The organism is Burkholderia ubonensis (assembly GCF_902833085.1).
In the GTDB taxonomy this organism is placed as follows: domain Bacteria; phylum Pseudomonadota; class Gammaproteobacteria; order Burkholderiales; family Burkholderiaceae; genus Burkholderia; species Burkholderia ubonensis.
In genome coordinates, this window is record NZ_CADFEB010000003.1 from 342,986 (window position 1) to 361,471 (window position 18,486).

General features: G+C 68.7%; 13 protein-coding genes. 3 read left to right on the forward strand and 10 right to left on the reverse strand.

Annotated features, from left to right (window positions below):
- The first annotated feature begins 80 nt into the window (after nucleotides 1-80).
- Both HWX31_RS09050 and HWX31_RS09055 read left to right on the forward strand, forming a co-directional pair.
- On the forward strand, nucleotides 81-251 hold the full coding sequence (locus HWX31_RS09050) for a hypothetical protein (RefSeq protein ID WP_174958595.1): 171 nt from the start codon (nucleotides 81-83) through the stop codon (nucleotides 249-251).
- 167 nt (nucleotides 252-418) lie between these two features.
- Nucleotides 419-1,606: a YncE family protein gene (locus HWX31_RS09055; RefSeq protein WP_174958597.1), complete on the forward strand. Its 1,188-nt coding sequence runs from the start codon at nucleotides 419-421 to the stop codon at nucleotides 1,604-1,606.
- Between the two features lie 64 nt (nucleotides 1,607-1,670).
- On the opposite strand, the gene HWX31_RS09060 is transcribed toward HWX31_RS09055, so the two are convergent.
- The 10 genes from HWX31_RS09060 to tssH all read right to left on the reverse strand — a co-directional run bounded on the left by HWX31_RS09060 (nucleotide 1,671) and on the right by tssH (nucleotide 17,170).
- Complete coding sequence (locus tag HWX31_RS09060; RefSeq protein WP_174958599.1) at nucleotides 1,671-3,266, reverse strand: DUF7822 domain-containing protein; 1,596 nt, start codon at nucleotides 3,264-3,266, stop codon at nucleotides 1,671-1,673.
- A gap of 36 nt (nucleotides 3,267-3,302) precedes the next feature.
- Nucleotides 3,303-4,217, reverse strand: coding sequence for a hypothetical protein (locus tag HWX31_RS09065; RefSeq protein ID WP_174958601.1), 915 nt, complete (start codon nucleotides 4,215-4,217; stop codon nucleotides 3,303-3,305).
- On the reverse strand, nucleotides 4,210-8,328 hold the full coding sequence (gene tssM / locus HWX31_RS09070; RefSeq protein ID WP_174958603.1) for a type VI secretion system membrane subunit TssM: 4,119 nt from the start codon (nucleotides 8,326-8,328) through the stop codon (nucleotides 4,210-4,212). Before tssM ends, HWX31_RS09065 begins: the two co-directional genes overlap by 8 nt.
- A gap of 27 nt (nucleotides 8,329-8,355) precedes the next feature.
- Nucleotides 8,356-9,648 (reverse strand): type VI secretion system protein TssL, long form, encoded by a 1,293-nt coding sequence (tssL, locus tag HWX31_RS09075; RefSeq protein WP_415493170.1) that lies wholly within the window; start codon nucleotides 9,646-9,648, stop codon nucleotides 8,356-8,358.
- Nucleotides 9,649-9,725: 77 nt separating this feature from the next.
- Nucleotides 9,726-11,072 carry a type VI secretion system baseplate subunit TssK gene (tssK, locus tag HWX31_RS09080; RefSeq protein ID WP_174958607.1) on the reverse strand — a complete coding sequence of 449 codons (1,347 nt, stop codon included), beginning with the start codon at nucleotides 11,070-11,072 and terminating at the stop codon, nucleotides 9,726-9,728.
- 27 nt (nucleotides 11,073-11,099) lie between these two features.
- The gene (gene tssJ, locus HWX31_RS09085; RefSeq protein WP_174958609.1) at nucleotides 11,100-11,612 is read right to left on the reverse strand and encodes a type VI secretion system lipoprotein TssJ; all 513 of its coding nucleotides are present in this window, start codon (nucleotides 11,610-11,612) and stop codon (nucleotides 11,100-11,102) included.
- An 89-nt stretch (nucleotides 11,613-11,701) separates the two neighbouring features.
- The gene (locus tag HWX31_RS09090) at nucleotides 11,702-12,187 is read right to left on the reverse strand and encodes an Hcp family type VI secretion system effector (RefSeq protein ID WP_010088970.1); all 486 of its coding nucleotides are present in this window, start codon (nucleotides 12,185-12,187) and stop codon (nucleotides 11,702-11,704) included.
- Nucleotides 12,188-12,292: 105 nt separating this feature from the next.
- On the reverse strand, nucleotides 12,293-13,786 hold the full coding sequence (gene tssC, locus HWX31_RS09095) for a type VI secretion system contractile sheath large subunit (RefSeq protein ID WP_174958611.1): 1,494 nt from the start codon (nucleotides 13,784-13,786) through the stop codon (nucleotides 12,293-12,295).
- A 33-nt stretch (nucleotides 13,787-13,819) separates the two neighbouring features.
- On the reverse strand, nucleotides 13,820-14,374 hold the full coding sequence (tssB, locus tag HWX31_RS09100; protein WP_174958613.1) for a type VI secretion system contractile sheath small subunit: 555 nt from the start codon (nucleotides 14,372-14,374) through the stop codon (nucleotides 13,820-13,822).
- A 33-nt stretch (nucleotides 14,375-14,407) separates the two neighbouring features.
- Nucleotides 14,408-17,170, reverse strand: a complete 2,763-nt coding sequence (gene tssH, locus HWX31_RS09105; RefSeq protein WP_174958615.1) for a type VI secretion system ATPase TssH — start codon at nucleotides 17,168-17,170, stop codon at nucleotides 14,408-14,410.
- A gap of 634 nt (nucleotides 17,171-17,804) precedes the next feature.
- On the opposite strand from tssH, the gene HWX31_RS09110 reads away from it, so the two are divergent.
- The gene (locus tag HWX31_RS09110) at nucleotides 17,805-18,470 is read left to right on the forward strand and encodes a TagK domain-containing protein (protein WP_174958618.1); all 666 of its coding nucleotides are present in this window, start codon (nucleotides 17,805-17,807) and stop codon (nucleotides 18,468-18,470) included.
- Nucleotides 18,471-18,486 lie beyond the last annotated feature (16 nt).

Sequence of the window (18,486 nt, forward strand, 5' to 3'; positions counted from 1 at the left end):
GAGATGTATTTAAATCATCGATAAGATGTCAGAAGTGTAATTCAGATACTTTTAACATTAAATAATTTTTCGGTCGAGGCTTGAAAATTGAAAAAAATAAGATGGTGGTGCGGGGTGTTGTGCGCCAAATGTCGATCAAATATGAAACAAAAATAAGCCAAGCAAACAAAAAGAGAAACTATGTTGCGCGTATTTCGATTGCCGTATTTGAAACTATCGAGTGGATTGATTGCAAAGAAGTGCGTTTTTGAAATCGGCAATCATGTTTGATTTGTCGGTAATTGAATGAAATATGAATGTCAATCAAGCCGATTATTTTCACGAGATTTCGATGACGATCCTGTTCCGGGTACCATGGTGCGGCGCGACGTGGCCGCGTCGCGCCAGCCTGATTCAAACAACGAAATACGGAGCGCAAATGCAATCGAATCTTTTCCGTGTGCGGCACGTCCGCTTGCTTGCCGGGCTCACGCTCGCGGCAGCGTCGCTCGCCACGCACGCCGCCGACTGGATCGTGTCGGCCAACGACGGCAAGTACCAGCGGGTCGAGGGCCGCGACACCTATCTGGCGGCGCCGCCGTCCGACACGCTGACGCTGCTCGACGCCGGCGTGTTCCCGCCGAAGGTGGCGCTGCAGGTCGACGTCGAGAATGGCATCCAGGGGCCGCCGCAGGCGGTAGCCGTCACGCCCGACGCGAGCGTCGCGCTCGTCGCTGCGCCGACCCGCTACGACCAGGCCGGGAAGCGGCTCGTCTTCGATACGTTCCTGCAGGTCGTGGATCTCAAGGCGTCGCCGCCCGCCGTCACGCGCGTCGAGCTCGGCGCGCATCCGCAGGGCATCGCGATCGACCGCTCAGGCCGGCTCGCGCTCGTCACGGACGTCGACGGCGGCGTGTCGGTGCTGCATATCGACGGTACGCGCGTGACGCTCGACGGCAACCTGAAGATCGGCAAGAAGCGGCTCGCCGGCGTCAGCTTCACGCACGACGGCGCGCACGCGCTCGTCGCGCTGCGCGACGAGCAGGGCGTCGCGGTGCTGAACGTCGACGACGGCAAGGTCACCGACAGCGGCACGCGCCTGAGCAGCGGCGTCGCGCCGTATACGATCGACGTGTCGAGCGACGGCCGCTGGGCCGTGGTCAGCAATGTCGGGCTCGCCGGCCTGCCGGGCTATGCGGGCAAGCTCGCGGGCGACGCCGATACGATCGCGCTGATCGACGTGTCGCGCGCGCCGTTCCGCACGGTCCAGTACCTGAGCGTGCCGTCGCTGCCGGAGGGCGTCGCGATCTCGCCGGACGGCAAATGGATCGCAGTGCAGACGATGGACGGCTCGAACCTGACGCCCGACAACCCGGGCCGCCGCAAGCTCGGCAAGGTGCTGCTGTTCGCGATCCGCGACGGTCAGGCCGTCAAGGCCGGCGAAGCAGCCGGCGGCGAGGCCGCGCAAGGCGTCGTGTTCACGGCCGACAGCCGTCACGTGATCGTGCAGTTCAACGTCGAGCGGCAGCTGGCGCTGTACGCGGTCAACGGCGGCAAGCTGCGCGATACGGGCGAGCGGATCGCGCTGACGGGCGGCCCGTCGTCGCTGCGGACGATGCCGCGCTGAGGGACGGTTTCAAAAAGGCCCGGCGGGGCTGCCGACTTTCGCGGCGAGCCGTGCGCGAACGCCGCTACTTCGGCAGCCAGCCGCTCAGGCCTTCTCTCAGCATATTCACGCAATCGGCGCGGGTTTGGCCGGTCTCGATGAAACTGTAGTCGCTCAACGCGACCCAGATCACTCGCGCGTCCATGCCTTCGCGGTCGAACGCCAACAGTTGATTGTTCTTCACGATCGGCGTCCAGATCCACGGCTTCATGTCGAATTCCAGCGCCGCCAGCAGGACGCCGTCGGGCGAGTAGAAGTGGGGCCGCCCGTCCACTGTAATGGCCAGCAACTGGCGTCCGTGCAGGAGCTTCGGCGGCTGCTTGTAAGCGTGGTGGATGTGCGCGTATTCGCAGGGGATGACCAGCCGGCCGCTTTCGTGCACGACGCCCTGGAGGATGCCCGGATTGTCCGGCGACGGCTCGCCGGGCCGGCACCACTCGACCACGGCGAGGCGGAGCTTCTTGTGGAACGCGAACACGTTCTTGTAACGCGTGTCGAACAGTGGCTCGCCGGTCGCCGCATCGAGAACGGACTGCGTATCGTCGGCATGGAAGATACGCACCCGGCCATCGTCGTGGAGCATCCCGCCGGTCAGGTTGTCGAACAGCGGCTCGCCACGGGGCCAACGCAGCAGCTCGACCATCGCGCTCATGCCTTCGGGCGGCGGCATACGTCGCCCCAGCGCCAGCGTTCCGGTGAGGGGAGACAAATTGACGTAGCCGGCGGAAACCGGCACGACCCACCGGCCGTTCAAATCCTTGAAGCCGCCCGGGATTCCGTCATTCCATTCGCCGCGTTGCGTGACGACGATATAGCCCGCGTCGACATTGATCCAGTCCGCGCCTTCGTCGGGATGCACGAGCCAGCGTCCATATGGCGTGACGAGTCCGGCCGGGCCGCGCACCGGATCGGCGTCGGCCGGGGATGATGCGTTGGCGGCGCGCTCGATCCGTCTCACGTAGTACGCCTGCACCTCGTCGATCCATGGCTGCCAGTCCCTCGCCGGCTCGTAGGACTCCCGAAGATCGGCCGGCCATTCTTCATGCGGCTGCGCTTCTATCGCGTAGATGCGCTCGATCACGTTCGGATTCCACCATCCCCATTGCCCCGTCGCCTCGCTGAGCAACGGCAGCAGGACGGGCGGCAGGTCGCCGGCGTTCGGCTCCGCCACCGCGCCCCATTCGGCGCAGCGTTGCCGCACCTGCAGCAGGAACGCTTCCATTTCCGGCGTGCCGATGGCCGCTTCGCAAAATTGGCTGCAATCGAGGATCAGCCATTCGCGCGTCGTCGCGGCGATGGTGGTGTGCATGTGCGCCCATTGCGCGTGGACATCGGCCGGCAGCTGCGGCAGCAGCGGCTGCATGTGCCGAGCCAGCGCGTGCCAGCGCGCTCGCACCTCGGCCATCGGCGCCACCAGGCAGGAGGGCGACTCGGCGTCGCCATACATCGCGCACGATGCGACTTGCGGCAGGCGTTCGGCGTCGCCGATCAGATAGAGGAACAGTTGCGGAATCTGCTCGAACCATTCGGCCCAGCCGTCGACGTGGCCAGTGTCGATATCCCAGATGCTCTCGGGCGTGGAAGGGTGATCGTGTGCGAACAGGCAAGCGTAACGAAGCATTTCCTCGGAATCTCTCTTGTTGATATGCAGGTATGGTCAGACCCGGTCGAAGTTGAACGGCGTCACGTCCGGCAAGCCGTCGACCCGCTGTACGTCGATGCCGCACCAGATGCCGATCATGTCGGCCATATGGCGCGCTTCGTCACCGTCATTGATCCGGCCCATCAGATCGATCGGCCGGCGGTTGCGAAGCACGAGCACGAGTTGCACCAGATCGCGCCGGGTCGTCACCAGCGAGCCGCCCACGACTGCGCCGTCGAGGCTTCGTCGGCCGCCGACCAGCAGGCGCTCCAGATCGCGGCACGCGTACGTATTCAGCACCGGCTTGCGCAGCAGGCGTGTGGTGCTGATGTCGATCCAGCGTTCGTCGTCGCGCCAGCAGAAGCGGGTTTCACGCAGCGGGCCGGCGAACCAGCGCGCGCGCATCAGCTTGCGGCCGATCCAGATCATCAGGACGCCCGCACCGATGACGAACATGCCGGTGACGCCGAAGCCGAGCCACTCGTACCATGCATGCGACGCGTTTCCGGTCAGGCTCGCGGCGAACGCGGATACGCCGATCACGCAGGCCAGTCCCATCGCGCCCATACCGAAGCCGAACGACCACCAGACGAAGTGGCCGAAGCGCATGCGCCGCGGAGACAGGATCAGGTTCCGACCGTCGGGAATGCATGCATAGCCGGCCTCGAACACCCACCGGTCCGGCGTCATCGGCCAGATCATCATGCAGAGCAGGCCGAGTGCGGCAAGCGATGCGGTGACCCAGTCAAGGATGGCTTCGACGAGAGGAGGCATATGAGCGCGAAATTGCGAATCCGCTGCGCTGTGCGCAACGGACGTCCGATCCGGGGCGATCGTCGCGATTCTGTCCGATCTCATGCCGGGCGGCAAGCGGACCGCCTTTCGAAACCGCCTCCCGGTTCCGCCGGCAACCCCGGCCGATTCACGCACCCCCCGCCCGATATCGCCGCTGCCCGCCGTCCTGACCGGGGTTGCCGCCCGGGTTCCCCGGCGGCAACCCCGGCGGCGGCCCCGTGTCCGTGAGGCTGAACGTCGGCATCGACCCCGGACAATGAAACGTCTGCAGCACGTTGCTGGTCAGCGGATTCGCGACGCTGCCCGCGTTCGCGATGTCGAGCACGGCCTTGCGGCCGTCGAAGTCGAGCGCGACGCGCGTGCGCCCGGGCGTCGCCGTCTCGATCACCTGCCCCTTCTGCAGCAGGCGCAGCAGCGCCCACGGGCCGTCGGTCGACACCGTCGACGTGTCGGGCCGGATGCGCGGCTGCGCGGTGATCTCCGCATGGACGCCGCCGCGCGGCCCCGGCCACGTGACCGTGAACGGCGCGACGGGGCCGTGCTGGTAGAGCGTCGTCTGCCCGTCGACGTCGATCATCAGGCCCGTGATCGACGGGTCCAGCTCGGGCACCCGGAGGTCGGCCTTCCACGCGAGCTGCTTGCGGCCCGGATCGCCGAAGAAGATCTCGCGGATCGCCTTCGCATGCTGGAACGGCTCGAGGTCCGGGCCCTGCACGGGCTCGGTCGCGCCGGGCAGCGTCTTGTAGCGCCACGGCTTCGCGGACGTGTCGACGAACGGCGCGAGCGTCTTCGTGAAGAAATCGTCGATGATGCCGCCGTGCGCGAACACCCGCGTGAAGTCGTCGATGCCGACGTCGCGCCTGCTCGCGGCGACGAACGGGTAATTGCCTTCGATCGTGAGCCGGCACGCGTCGCCGACGGTCGCCGCGAGCTGTCGCGACAGCAGCTGGCCGATGCCGCGGTTCACCTCGCGCGAGCCCTGCGCGGACAGTTCGAGCAGCACCGCGCGAACCGGCGCGGGCATCGTGTTCGCGGCCATCTTCAACTTCGCCGCGGCGTCGTTGGCGGGCGGCATGCTGTTGTTGGACAGCGCGTCGTCGGCCACGGTCAGCGCGGTGTAGTAGTCGTTCAGCAGGTTCGTCACGCCGTCGAGGCCGGTCCTGGCCGCAGGCGCGGCGGCGCTCGGCGCGCCCGCCTGGGTGTCCGCGCTGCCCGTCACGATTTCGCGCAGCGCCGCGAAATGACTGTCGACGAGCTCGCGCTCGACGCGCTCCTCGGCGCGGATGCCGAGCGCCTTGTCGACCCTGTCCACCTTGTCCGCTTTCTGGCCGAGCGAGTCGGTGGCCCGCTGCAGGAACGACGGGTCCGCCGCCGCGATCGGCTGGGCGAGGGTGGTTTCGCGGACCGCCGCGCGCGCGAGGCGCGCGAGCGGCGAATCCGGCGCCGCGAAGCTGCGCAGCACCAGCAGGTTGAACCCGAGGCTGGTGCCGGTCACGGTGCGGATGTCGCCGAGAAAATCGTCCCACTGCCGCGCGTATTCCATCAGGTACTGGCGGCGGATCGCTTCGGTGAGCGGATCGTCCGCGCCGATCACGTCACGCGCGAGCGACGCCGTTTTTTTTTGAGCCTCGCCGAGATAAGTGCGGCCCATCACCCACGCGTCGTCGTCGCGCGCGACCTGCACGAACTCGGGCAGCCGCTTGTCGAACAGGCGCCGGTAGCCGTCGAACGTGAAGAGGCCCGGCACGCCGCGCGACAGCGGCGCGTCGCTCGCGCGCGAGAACACCAGCCCGGCCTGCGGGCCGACGGCGCGCAGCAGCGTGAACTCGTCCGGCGCTTCCTTCTGCATCGCCGCCTTCGCGCGCTCGTAGAGCCGCTCGGTGGCGTTGCTGCCGTCGAGGAACGCGCGCGCCTGCTGGATGAGCGCATCGTTGCGGATCAGCGGGGACTGCACGACGCGCTCGCCGGAGAACAGCTGCCCGACGTGGGAAACCATCGACGCGCGGCCGCCGAACACCGCCGCGCTGTCGGTGCGGGCCCAGTCGTCGAGCACCCACGCCTCGACCTGCGCGGCGTTGAAGCGCGCCTTGTCGTACAGCATCAGGTAGACGCGCAGCGCGTCGTACGCGGCCTTCGGGTCGCGGTTCGCGATCGCCTGCGCGAGCACGGCCTCGATGCGCTTGACGATCTGCGGCAGCAGCAGGTTGTCTTCCAGCGCATCGTAGGTGCGGCGGCTTTCCGCGACGACGCCGGGCGGCGTGTACAGCCCGAAGCGCCAGCCGCCCGACGGGTCCGACAGGTCGAGGCCGGGGAAGGTCGGCAGGTAGCGCGCGTCGGTCAGCACGTCGGGCACGGCCTCGGGCTTCGGCGCCTTGTACAGCTGGCCGACCCGCGCGCCGAGCGCGACGGTCTTGCGCGCGATCGCGTCGAGATAGTCGCTGTTGTTGCCCATGCTGACGCGCAGGCCGATCGCCAGCCACGCGAACAGCAGCAGCGCGAGCGCGTGGCCGGTCAGGCGCAGCGTGCGGAAGCGGTACTCCCAGCGCAGGTTGGGGGACACGAGGTGCATGTCCGGGAACACGATCTTCGTGAGCAGGTCGTGGAGGAAGAAGCCCTGGCCGCTTTCGTGCGCGGGCGCGGCGTTGGCCGGGATGCGTCCGATCACGGCCGCGAGACGCTGTACCACGGTGCGCCGCTCCACCACGATCTCGTCGCCGGTCTGCGCGGCGCTCGTGAAATACACGCCGCGCAGCGTCGCGTGGCGCTGCGTGTCGTCGTAGCGGGAATCGACGAACACGTGGTCGATCAACGCGTCGAGCGAGCGCATCAGCACGAGGAATTCCTCGGCGAACGCGGCGAGCCGGCGGCGCCTGAGCGTATCGTGCTCCTCCAGCAGACGCGCATTGACGCCGGCGGCGAGCCGCGCGGCCAGCGCGTCCAGCTCGGCCGCGCAGCGTGCGCGGAACCCGTCGGTCGCCAGGGTCTCCGTGCCGTACGGCAGCGTGAAGCCCCAGGTCTGCGCGCGGCCTTCCGTGGTCAGCGAGCTGAAGTACTCGCTGAAGCCGGGCAGTTGGTCCATCTTCGTGATCACGAGATAGACGGGGAAGCGAATGCCGAGCTCCGTGCGCAGATCGGCGAGCCGCGCGCGCAACGCGGCGGCTTCGGCGTCGCGCGCATGCTCGTCGGCGCCGGCCAGCTCGGCGACGTCGACGGCGAGCAGCGCGCCGTTGATCGGCGCGCGCGGGCGATGCTTGCGCAGCACGCGCAGGAAGCCGAGCCATTCGGCCTCGTCGACGGTCTGCCGCCATGCGTGGTCGTCTTCCTGCGGGATGCCGGCGCCGGCCGACGCGGTGGCGCGATCCCTGGCGGCAGCAGCCTGCGCATCGTGACGGGCGGCGTCGGCGTTGCCGGCGGCCCCGGCTGCGTCCCGCTGCGCGGCCGATGGATCGGTCGACGGCGCGGTCGGGCGCGGCGGCAGCGCGTGCCGCGACGTGCCGTGCCGCGTGTAATGGCCGGCCGTATCGATCAGCACCGCGTCGTTGGTCAGCCACCAGTCGACGACGCCGTCATGGTGCGCGGGCATGCCCGCCGCGCGCTGCATCTGCGACGCCACCGGAAACGACAGGCCGGCGTTGAGCAGCGCGCTGGTCTTGCCGGACGCTGCCGAGCCGAGCGTGATGTACCACGGCAGCTCGTACAGGTAGCGCTTGCCCTGGAACAGGCGGCCGAGCCCGCGCGCGCCGGTGCGCATCGCCTTCAGCCGTGCCAGCGCGCCGGCGACCGCCGCGTTCACGCGGACCAGCCGGCCGGCGGCGGGCGACGCCTCGTTGCGGCCGCCGAACTCGACGAGGTGCTTGAGGAAGTCCGGGTCGCTGCGCATCTTGCGCAGCAGCAGGAACGCGAGGTAGACCACGAACAGCGCGAGCACGGCCGCGATCGCGATCACCCGCGCGGATTCCGGCGCGAACGGCGTGGCGGGCCCGAACGCGAGCAGCGGCGACGCGTACCAGATCAGCAGGCACAGCAGCGCGACGAACACGACGCTGGTCGACCAGCCCGCGAGCCAGAGCAGCACGCCGGCCAGCAGCAGCGCGATCACGGCGACGCGCATGCCGGCGCCCGCGAGCGGCTTGAGGCCGCCGAACGCGACGAACGGGCCGATGAACCAGATCAGCAGCGCGACGACGGCGAGCGCGGCGAACGAGAGGAACTGGCGCGACGCCAGAAAGGACAGGACCTTGTTCATGTCGGTATTCGAGTGGCCGGAAGGGGGTTAGGGCGCGACGGTGATTTCGACGCGGCGGTTGAGCGCGCGGCCCGGCACGGTCCGGTTGTCGCCGATCGGGTTCGCCGCGCCCTTGCCGAGCGCCGCGAGGCGGTTCGCCGGCACGCCGGCGGCCTGCAGCAGCTGCATCACCTGCGTCGCGCGCGCCTCGGACAGCGCTTCGTTCGACGGGAACGCACTGCCCCTGACCGGGGCGTTGTCGGTGTAGCCGAGCACCGTCACCTTGCCCGGCACCCTGGCGATCTCGGCGGCGATCTTCGCGATCAGCGGCCCGCTCGATGCGTTCACCGCCGCCTTGCCGGGCGGGAACATCGCGTCGCCGCGAAACGTCACCGCGCTATGGCGGGCGTCCTCGTCGACGCTGACCGTGCCGGCGGCGATCTCGTTCCTGAGCAGCGCGGCCAGACGCAGCGCGGGCGCGGCCGGGGGCGGCGGCGGCGTCATGCGGCCGATCGCGGCGATCTGCTTTTCGACGTCCGCGCCGCGCGTCAGCAGCGCGTACTTGAAGTAGCCGAATGCGCCGAGCAGCAGCACCGACAGCGCGGTGGCCGTGATCCACACGGGGAAATCGTGGATCGACAGGCGCTTGCCGCGCGCGCCGGATTGCCAGTGCGGCGACAGCGCGACGGACACCGGCCCGTGCTGCGCCGCGATCTCGTTGTGGAGCCGCTGGCGCACGGCCTCGTGCTTGCGCTGGCCGTCGGCTTCGTAGCGGTAGCGGCCCTCGAAGCCGAGGCTCAGCACCCGGTAGACGACTTCGAGCAGGTCGAGGTGCTCCTGCGGCGCGTTCATCAGCCGCCCGATCAGCAGGTACACCTTGTCGCCGCCCTGGCGGTCCTCGTGGAAGGTGGTCGCGAGCCCTTCGCTGATCCATGCGCCGAGGCTGCCGTCGCCGGCGCGCGCCCAGGCGGTCTGCATCGCGGCCTCGTCGAGCGCGGTGCACAGGCAGTAGCGCGCGCCGAGCACGTGATCGCGGCGCAGGTTCGCCTGCTCGCAGAAGCGCTGGAACAGGCGCACTTCCTGTTCGAGCAGCAGCCGCAACTGGCGGATGCCTTCGCGGTCGAGCTGGTCGGGCATGTCGGCCAGCGCCCGCAGCAGCGGCCGGCTCGCTTCCAGCAGCGGGTTGCGGGCGGCCTGGATCGCGGCGAGGCGGGCCGCGGGCGGCTCCGCCGGCGGCACGGGCGCGGCGCCGCGCGGCGCGAGCGGCGTGGGCGGCACGGCGGCGGCGCCACGCGTTTCCGGGCCGGACGGCTCCGGACGGTACACGGCTTCTGAGGTCACTGGCTTTCCCCCGGGTTGGTTCGATTCGTCAGGACGACGGACCATGCGGCACGGCCGTCCGCTCGCGCGCTACGCGGCTAGCCGCGAATGCCCCACAGCTCCAGCTTCAGCGCCGGAAACTCGCCCGCGACGTGCAGCGCGAGCCCGCCGTGCCGCGCGACTTCTTCCCACAGCGGCCCGGTGCGCGCGAGCTCGTAGTAGACGTAGCCCGCGTTGAACGGGATCTGCCGCGGCGGCACCGGCAGCGCCTGCAGCGCGATGCCGGACAGGTGGCTGCGCACCAGGTCCGGCAGGCGCTCGGACGGCCCGGCCTTCGCCTGCGCGGCGAACTGCTGCTGCAGCAGGTCGGGCGGCATCTGCGCGTGCACCGCGAGCACGACCGCGCTGAAGCCCTGCATGTCGGCCGGGTCGACGACGGCGTTGCGCATCCCGTGGCCCTGGTCGGCGAGCGCGATGCTCTGCGCGCTGCGCACGAGCACCGCGTTGAGCAGCCGATGCGTGTCGTCGACCACGGGCTTCAGGCACAGGTGCGGCGCGACGTGCTGGTACGGCGGATGCGAGTCGAGCGGGCGGCGCGTATCGGTGCGCACGTAGGTCGACAGCTCGCCCGCCATGCTGACGAACAGCGCATACAGGTCGGCGGGCGACGTGGTCGGCACCCGCTGCAGATGCTGCAGCAGCGGCTCGTAGCGGTTGAGCGCCTGCAGCAGCAGGTAGTCGGACACTTCGGCGGTCGTGCCGGGCTTGCCGTCCGCGCCGGTCAGGCGCTCGGCGAGCGCGTTCGCGCGCAATCGCGTCAAGTCGTGGAGCTTCGCGAGCCAGCTCGCGAGCAGGTCGCTCGCGCCGTAGCCGACCACCGGCGGCACCAGCGTGTCGTCGAGCTCGATGCTCGCGTCGGCGCGGATCGACTTCACGCGCGTCAGCGCGAGGCCGATCCACGCGTCCGTCAGCTCCTTCTCCGGCAGCAGCCGCAGCCGCAGGTTCGACAGCTGGACCGTCTTCGGCCCCTGGCCGATCGAGTTCGTGTCGCGCAGGTCGGTGTCGAACACGACGTAGCGCGCGAGCGAATCCGCGGCATGCTCGAACGCGGTCTCCTCGCCGTTCGGCACGCGGATCGGCACGGCCAGGTAGATCAGCTGGTCGAGGTGCTCGGGGCGGATCGTGAGCGGCGCGGGCGGCGGCGTGCTGCCCGGCGCGTCGAACGGCGTGCCGTCCGCGAACACGCCGCTCGCCGATTTCACGACGATCTTGCCGAGCGCGGGCGCCTCGGTATCGAGGCTGTAGTGGCTGAAGCCGAAGAAGAACGGCGAGAGCGGCGCCGCGCGCTTGTGCGCATAGTGTTCGAGGTAGCGCTCCTGCTGCTGGAACAGCTGCGGGCGCATGAACAACCCCTCGCTCCAGACGACCTTGTTATGCCAGCTCATGATTTCGTTCCAGCGTTCGTGTCAGTGTCATTTGGCGGGTTCGGTGATCTTGACCGCGTTGCTGTCGAGATCGATGTTCAGCTTCAGCTTCGACGACCACACGCGATACCACGCCGCGTCGTGCGCGGCCGGCAGCGGGTAGACCGCGCGCCACACCGCGTGCGGCAGGTCGCGGTAGGCCGCGACCACGCCGAGCGCGGTCGTCGCGGGATCGGCCTTGCGCTTGATCGCGCGGTGCTCGCCCGGGCGCAGCAGGAACTGCTCGCGCGCGACGAGATCGTCGGCCAGCACGGTCTTGTCCCGGTCCTGCAGCGTGAAGAAGTCGGCGGCGTTGAACGCGCCGTCGGTCTTCAGTTCGTAGACGCGCACGACGATCGGCGCCGCTCGGTTGCGGTCGTCCGGGTTGACCGTGGGCGCCGCGTTCACGGCCAGGTCGAGCAGCAGCGGTTCCTTCGGCTTCGGCGTGCCGCTCGCGCACGCGGCGAGCAGCAGCGCGCAGGCAACGACGGCAGCGGCGGTAACGGGAGTGATCGGGCGCATTCGGGTGCACGGTGCCGGGGGAGGTCGATCGAAGGCGGGCGCGGCCCGGCGGGCGTCGTCGACGCGCCGCCAGGCCGCGGGGCCGCCGCTCAGGCTTCCTTGTTGCCCTTGATGTCGAAGCTGGTCGTGACGGCGCCGCCGCTGCCGCCCTGCGCGTTCTGCACGACGTACTCCTGCTTGACCCGCGCGAACGACAGCGACACCGTCTCGCGGCTGCGTTCCGTGTCGGTGCGGCTGCCGGACGGCCGCACGCGCGTGACGATCACGTCGCTCATCGTGAGCTTCAGGTATTCGAGCGGGTTGCCGCCGGCCTTGCGCATCACGAGCACGGCCTGGTCGACGTGCTTGCCGGTCAGCGCGTACTTCATCAGGTTCGGGCTCGCGCGGTCGATCGCGTGCTCGAACGTCAGGTCCCTGACGCTCGCCTTGCCGGCGCCGCCGCCGCTGCCCGAATGCATCGTGGATTCCTGCTCGATTTCCCAGTCCCAGTTCAGGACTTCGATTTCGTCCTTGTGCTTGTCGTCGAGCGATTCGCCGTTGATGCCGTCGATCTTCAGAAAAATGTCCTGTGCCATGTGCTTGCTCTCTCAGGTGAAGGTAAAAACGGCCGGTTTCACGGGGCGCCGGATGCGGCAGGGCCGTGATCCCGGCCGGCGGTGGGGACGCCGGCCTGCATGGGCTCAGGCGGCTTCCTTGATCGACGGCAGCTTCGCGACGAGCCGCAGCGACACGGTCAGCCCTTCGAGCTGGAAGTGCGGCCGCAGGAAGAACTTCGCCTGGTAGTAGCCGGGGTTGCCTTCCGCTTCCTCGACCACTACCTCGGCGGCCGCGAGCGGCCGGCGCGCCTTGGTGTCCTGCGACGAGTTGGCCGGGTCCGCATCGACGTAGTTCATGATCCATTCGTTCAGCCAGCGCTGCATGTCCTCGCGCTCCTTGAACGCGCCGACCTTGTCGCGCACGATGCACTTCAGGTAGTGCGCGAAGCGCGAGCACGCGAACAGGTACGGCAGGCGCGCGGACAGGTTCGCGTTGGCGGTCGCGTCCACGTCGTCGTACTCGGCCGGCTTGTGCACCGACTGCGCGCCGATGAAGGTCGCGTGATCGGTGTTCTTGCGGTGCACGAGCGGGATGAAGCCGTTCTTCGACAGCTCCGCCTCGCGCCGGTCGGAGATCGCGATCTCGGTCGGGCACTTCATGTCGACGCCGCCGTCGTCGGTCGGGAACGTGTGGCACGGCAGGCTCTCGACCGTGCCGCCCGACTCGACGCCGCGGATCAGCGAGCACCAGCCGTACTGCCGGAACGAGCGGTTGATGTTCACGCCCATCGCGTAGGCCGCATTGGTCCACGCGTAGTGGCGGTGGTCGGCGCCGTTGGTGTCTTCCTCGAAATCGAACTCGTCGACCGGATTGGTCTGCACGCCGTACGGCAGCCGCGACAGGAAGCGCGGCATCGCGAGGCCGATGTAGCGCGCATCGTCGGTGTTGCGCAGCGAGTTCCACGACGCGTATTCGAGGTTCTGCGTGAAGATCTTCGTGAGGTCGCGCGGGTTCGCGAGCTCCTGCCACGATTCCATCTGCAGTACTGAAGGTGCTGCGCCTGAAATGAACGGCGTATGCGCGGCCGCGGCCACCTTCGCGATCGAGCCGAGCAGGTCGACGTCGGGCGGCGTGTGGTCGAAGTAGAAGTCGGCCATCAGGCAGCCGTACGGCTCGCCGCCGAGCTGGCCGTATTCCTCTTCGTAGATCTGCTTGAAGAGCGGGCTCTGGTCCCACGCCTGCCCCTTGTAGCGCCGCATCGTGCGGCGCAGCTCCTCCTTCGAGATGTCCATGAAGCGGATCTTCAGGTGCTCGTCGGTCTCGGTGTTCGACACCATGTGATGCAGGCCGCGCCACGCCGATTCGGTCTTCTGGAAATCCTCGTGATGGAGGATCAGGTTGATCTGCTCGGACAGCTTGCGGTCGATCTGCGCGATGATCGCGGCGATGCTCTTGTACGCGTCGTCGCTGATCGTCGCCGATTGCGCGAGCGCCTGCTCGGCGAGCGTGCGGACCGCGAACTCGACGGCCTCGCGGGCCTGCTCGGTCTTCGGCCGGAACTCGTGCGTGAGCAGCTGCGCGAAGTCGGACTGCGATTCGTATTCGGCGACGGCCGCTTGCGTGTGTGTTTTTTTCATGATGCGTTTCTCCGGGTTGCGCCGTTCGGCCGGTCAGAGGGCGGTGTCTTCGCGGCCCGCGGCGTCGGCCGGGTCCGCTTCGTTCGCGGCCTGGGGCTTCGGGGCGGCCGCGAGCGAGCGCAGCAGCCCGGGGTCCTGCAGCAGCTGGTTCACGAGCGCTTCGGCGCCCGACTTGCCGTCCATGTAGGTCTGCAGGTTCGCGAGCTGGGTGCGCGCCTCGAGCAGCTGCCGCAGCGGCTCGACCTTGCGGGCGATCGCGGCCGGCGAGAAGTCCTCGATGCTTTCGAAGGTCATGTCGACCATCAGCTTCCCGTCGCCGGTCAGCGTGTTGTCGACGCCGAACGCGACGCGCGGCTGGACCGCCTTCATGCGTTCGTCGAAGTTGTCGATGTCGATATCGAGGAAGCGCCGGTCGGCCACGGCCGGCAGCGGCGTCACGGGCTTGCCGGAGAGGTCGGCGAGCACGCCCATGACGAACGGCAGTTCGACCTTCTTTTCCGAGCCGTACACCTCGACGTCGTACTCGATCTGCACACGGGGCGCCCGATTGCGCGCAATGAACTTCTGAGAGCTGCTGGATGTGGACATGCGTGGCTCCATCAACGAGGGAAGGGGGCAGGATCAGTCGACCTGCCGGACGAAAAGAGGCGCCGCCGCGGACGTGGCGTCAACTGCATCAACTGCATCGCCTGCGCGGCCGGCGCGGCCGGCGCGGAACGCGAGCGCGTCCGGGGCCGGCGCGGCCGGGTCCGCGACGCCGACGTCGATGCGCGCGAGCGCGTGCTGCGCGCCGTACGCATCGAGCCACAGCGCGGAGAGGCGCGGCAGCACGTGCTGCTCGATGAAGCCGATCAGCAGCCGCGCGCCGGTTTCCTGCACCAGGCAGCGCCCGACGATGTAGTCGACGACCGCGTCTTCATAGGCGAGCGCGATCCGGTGGCTGTCGGCCATGCGCCGCACGACGCGCTCCAGGTGCAGGCGCACGATGCGCGCGAGCGCGGCGGGTTCGAGCGGCCGGTAAGGGACGACGGTGACGCGCCCGAGGAACGCGGCGGGGAACACCTTCAGGAGCTCGGGGGCGAGCGCGTCGCGCAGGTCAGTGGCGTCCGGCGCGCGCGCGGGGTCGGCGCACAGGCTCGCGCTCAGTTCCGCGCCGACGTTGCTCGTCAGCAGGATCGTCGTGTTGCGGAAATCGATGTAGCGGCCGTCGCCGTCTTCCATGTAGCCCTTGTCGAACACCTGGAAGAACATCTCGTGCACGTCGCGGTGGGCCTTCTCGATCTCGTCGAGCAGCACCACCGAGTACGGACGGCGCCGCACGGCCTCGGTCAGCACGCCGCCCTCGCCGTAGCCGACGTAGCCGGGCGGTGCGCCTTTCAGGCCGGACACGGTGTGCGCTTCCTGATACTCGCTCATGTTGATCGTGATCAGGTTCTGTTCGCCGCCGTACAGCGCCTCGGCGAGCGCGAGCGCCGTCTCGGTCTTGCCGACGCCGGACGGCCCGGCCAGCAGGAACACGCCGAGCGGCTTCTTCGGATCGGCGAGCCCCGCGCGCGCGGTCTGCACGCGCTCGCCGATCTGGCGCAGCGCATCGGGCTGGCCGATCACGCGCGCGCCGAGCGTGGCGGGCAGCGCGCGCACCGCCGCGATCTCGTCGGTCATCATCCGGCCGACCGGGATGCCGGTCCAGTCGGCGACGATCTCCGCGACGATCGCCTCGTTCACTTCCGGGAACACGAGCGGCGCATCGCCCTGTGACGCGGCGAGCGCGCGCTCGAGTTCGCGCAGCGCATCGGTCGACACGGTGAATGCGGCTTCACCTGCATCGGTAGGTTGTTCGGGCGCGTCGGACAGCGCGGCCTCGCGCGCGGCGAGCAGCGCCTGCGCGGCGTCGGCCTGCGCGTTCCAGCGCGTCTCGACCGCCGCCTCCTCGGCCGACAGCGCGGCGATCCGCTCGCGGGCGGCGGCGAGCGCCTGGTCGGCCGCGAGGCCGATGCGCGCTTCCTGCGCGAGCAGCGCGAGTTCGGCGTGCGCGGCCTGCAGGCGCTGGCGGACGTCCTGCAGCTCGCGCGGCGCGGCCTGCTGCGACAGCGCGACGCGCGCGCAGGCGGTGTCGAGCAGGCTGATCGCCTTGTCCGGCAACTGGCGCGACGGGATGTAGCGATGCGACAGCGTCACCGCCGCGCGGATCGCCTCGTCGCGCACCACGACGCCGTGATGCCGCGAGAACGTCTGCGCGACGCCGCGCACCATGTGGATCGCGGCGGGCTCCTCCGGCTCCGGCACCTGCAGCACCTGGAAGCGGCGGGTCAGCGCGGGGTCCTTCTCGATGTGCCGCTTGTACTCGGACCACGTGGTCGCGCCGATCGTGCGGATCGTGCCGCGCGCCAGCGCCGGCTTCAGCAGGTTCGCCGCGTCGCCGGTGCCGGCCTGGCCGCCGGCGCCGATCAGCGTGTGGATCTCGTCGACGAACAGGATGACCGGCGCGGCGGATTTCGCGGCGGCCTCGAGCGTGCCTTTCAGGCGCGCCTCGAATTCGCCCTTCATGCTCGCGCCGGCGAGCAGCGCGCCGACGTCGAGGCTCATCAGCCGCACGTCGGCGAGCCTGGGCGGCACGTCGCCCTGCGCGATCGCAAGCGCGAGCCCTTCGACGACGGCCGTCTTGCCCACGCCCGCTTCGCCGGTGAGCAGCGGGTTGTTCTGCCGGCGCCGCAGCAGCACGTCGATCATCGTGCGGATTTCCAGCTCGCGGCCGATCACCGGGTCGATCTCGCCGTCGCGCGCGCGGGCGGTCAGGTCGGTGCAGTACTGTTCGAGCGCGGAGCCCTTCGCGGCGGCCGGCATTGCCTGGGATGCCTCGCCGGGCACCGCGGCGGCGAAATCGCTGTTGTCGTGCGGCGCGTCGGCCGCTTCCGGTGATCCTTCGATCCACGCGGGCAGCAGCGCGTCGAGCTGATCCAGAGGAATCCTGTCGAATGACGGCGAAATGGACAGCAGCACGCGCCGCAGGTCCGGCGTGCTCACGAGCGCCGCGACGAGCCACGCGCCGCGGATGCGCCGGTCGCCGAAGCGCAGCGTCGCCAGCACCCACGCGCGTTCGATCGCCGCTTCGATGTGATGCGACAGGTCGCTGATCGAGCTTGCGCCGGCCGGCAATGCCGCGAGCGCCCGGGCCACGTCGCGGTCCAGCGCGTCGCGGTCGATGCCGGCGTGCCGGACGATGCGGTGCAGGTCCGAGTCGGTCAGCTGCAGCAACTGGTGCAGCCAGTGAACCAGCTCGACGTAGGGGTTGCCGCGCAGCTTGCAGAATGCCGTCGCCGATTCGACGCCCTTGAAGAGCGTCCCCCCCAGCTTGCCGAACAGCGCCAGACGCGAAATCGCCATGAGCAGATCCTTGCGTGGGTTGATTCCGGATTTTGCTTGTCGCCGGAATATGCGGGTGATGTGCTGCGTGAATCCGTTGACACATGCTATCTGGCGACGGAATGCGAAATCAATCGTCTGAAATAAGGGCGACAAGCAATTTGTCTCGCATGATGCGCTCACGTGTCTCATTTGAGTTTTTGTTGAATTAGGCGTGGTATCGCGAAAATGGGTGTCGGGCAATTTGTCTCGCACGGCACGTTTATATGTCTCATTTTCATTCGGGACGGCGATGCATCCGAAATTCAGTCGATATGATCTGCTTTCAGGAACCCCGGCTTGCGCTCGAGTACGACGCAAGGGCAGGCCGGATGGGCGCGGCAGCGGAGCAACGCGAAGTGTGCAATGTCCGGATCGACTGTTTCGGAACATGAAGCGGCGGGATTCGCGTGGTGCTGATTTGCAAAACTCCGTTAAATGAATCGACGGGTTTTGGGAGGCAATACGTCAGAATGTTAAATATTGAAAATTGCCAAATCGGGATTTTTGGTTGATTGGGTTGTTCGGGTGCATATTTTAAGAATTCGAATCGATAAATATGCGAACGCTGGATTGAAGTAATCGTCCTTGATCGATTGCGTATGAGGAGGCAGGCATGCGCGCATTTAAAACGGCTCGCCGCATCGAGCCGGATTGGCACTACACCGAGCCACGGCCGTATCGCGTCGGTGCATGGGCGGAAGCTGCCGGCGACGAAGACGCGCCGGCGCCGGACGCGATGCCGCGCGACGCCGACGCGGTGCTCGACCTGATCGACGCGGTGATCACCGCCGATGCGCTCGCCTCCCGCCAGGCCGACGACGCGATCGCGGACGCACCGGCGGCCGGCGGCCCGATGCCGGCCCGGGACCTGATGCATTCGTTGTACGAACAATACTGCGGCGCGCTCGAGAATCCGCAGGCGTCGCTGTCGGCCGGCTGGGCCGCGCAGATGACGGTGGAGCACCGGCCGCTGCCCGAGCTGCGGGCGGACGCGCGCGAGGGCGTCGACGCAACGGACTCGATCGCCGGGCTGCTGTCGGGCGCGCGCGTGCTCGACGACGCGTTCGGCCCGCTGACGCCGGGCGACGGGCCCGATCCGGCCGCCACCGAGCCGGTTCCGGAGATCCTGCGGCTGTTCGCGCCGGCCGAGTACCACGCGACGGCCGCGCGCCGGCAGGGCGGCCTGCCGCCGGCGCTCACGCGGCAGGAACACCAGACGCTCGCGATCGACAGCCCGCTGCCGGCCTCCGCGCCGGCCCCGGCCCGCGACGCGCGATGAAGACCGGCATGCACGG

Coding starts and splice junctions, on each gene's coding strand:
- HWX31_RS09055 (WP_174958597.1), top strand. CDS start 419: ATGCAATCGAATCTTTTCCGTGTGCGGCACGTCCGCTTGCTTGCCGGG.
- HWX31_RS09060 (WP_174958599.1), bottom strand. CDS start 3,266: ATGCTTCGTTACGCTTGCCTGTTCGCACACGATCACCCTTCCACGCCC.
- tssM (WP_174958603.1), bottom strand. CDS start 8,328: ATGAACAAGGTCCTGTCCTTTCTGGCGTCGCGCCAGTTCCTCTCGTTC.
- tssK (WP_174958607.1), bottom strand. CDS start 11,072: ATGAGCTGGCATAACAAGGTCGTCTGGAGCGAGGGGTTGTTCATGCGC.
- tssJ (WP_174958609.1), bottom strand. CDS start 11,612: ATGCGCCCGATCACTCCCGTTACCGCCGCTGCCGTCGTTGCCTGCGCG.
- HWX31_RS09090 (WP_010088970.1), bottom strand. CDS start 12,187: ATGGCACAGGACATTTTTCTGAAGATCGACGGCATCAACGGCGAATCG.
- tssC (WP_174958611.1), bottom strand. CDS start 13,786: ATGAAAAAAACACACACGCAAGCGGCCGTCGCCGAATACGAATCGCAG.
- tssB (WP_174958613.1), bottom strand. CDS start 14,374: ATGTCCACATCCAGCAGCTCTCAGAAGTTCATTGCGCGCAATCGGGCG.
- tssH (WP_174958615.1), bottom strand. CDS start 17,170: ATGGCGATTTCGCGTCTGGCGCTGTTCGGCAAGCTGGGGGGGACGCTC.
- HWX31_RS09110 (WP_174958618.1), top strand. CDS start 17,805: ATGCGCGCATTTAAAACGGCTCGCCGCATCGAGCCGGATTGGCACTAC.